The following is a 382-nucleotide window of genomic DNA, read 5'->3' as shown; positions in this document are numbered from 1 at the left end:
GCCGCAAGGATTGGGATCGGACGTGATTGCCGAACGCTTGAAGACGGTCTCAGCACGACGTCGAGAGTTGATTGAACAGGAACGTCCTTCGCAATGGTTACGGCAAGTGACATATCAAAACAACGCTCGAGTTGAAGCAACACGGCGACTACGTGACCTGCTGGTACATGTGGCCAATCACGGAGTTCACCATCGCGCGCAGGCCTTGCACTATCTGAAACACATGGGGCGGACGGTGCCGGTCGGGCTTGACTATCTGGTTTATAAACTTGCCTATGCAACCGTCAAACAGGATTCAGATGTCGTTGCCAATATGCGAAATTACGGGCTCGAAGTGGAACTCGAACCCGGGTCGCAGGTGGAATTAAACCCGACTCAGATT

At 52.9% G+C, this 382-nt stretch carries 1 protein-coding gene; it reads left to right on the top strand.

Annotated elements, in window-relative coordinates:
• Positions 1-22 precede the first annotated feature (22 nt).
• The coding region (locus I6F37_RS44890; RefSeq protein WP_368736849.1) for a DinB family protein at positions 23-382 on the top strand (360 nt) is incomplete at its 3' end.

Source organism: Bradyrhizobium sp. NBAIM08, from assembly GCF_020193935.1.
GTDB lineage: Bacteria > Pseudomonadota > Alphaproteobacteria > Rhizobiales > Xanthobacteraceae > Bradyrhizobium > Bradyrhizobium yuanmingense.
Note: the sequence above shows the minus strand (reverse complement) of the source record. Positions and strands in the feature narration are given on the sequence as shown.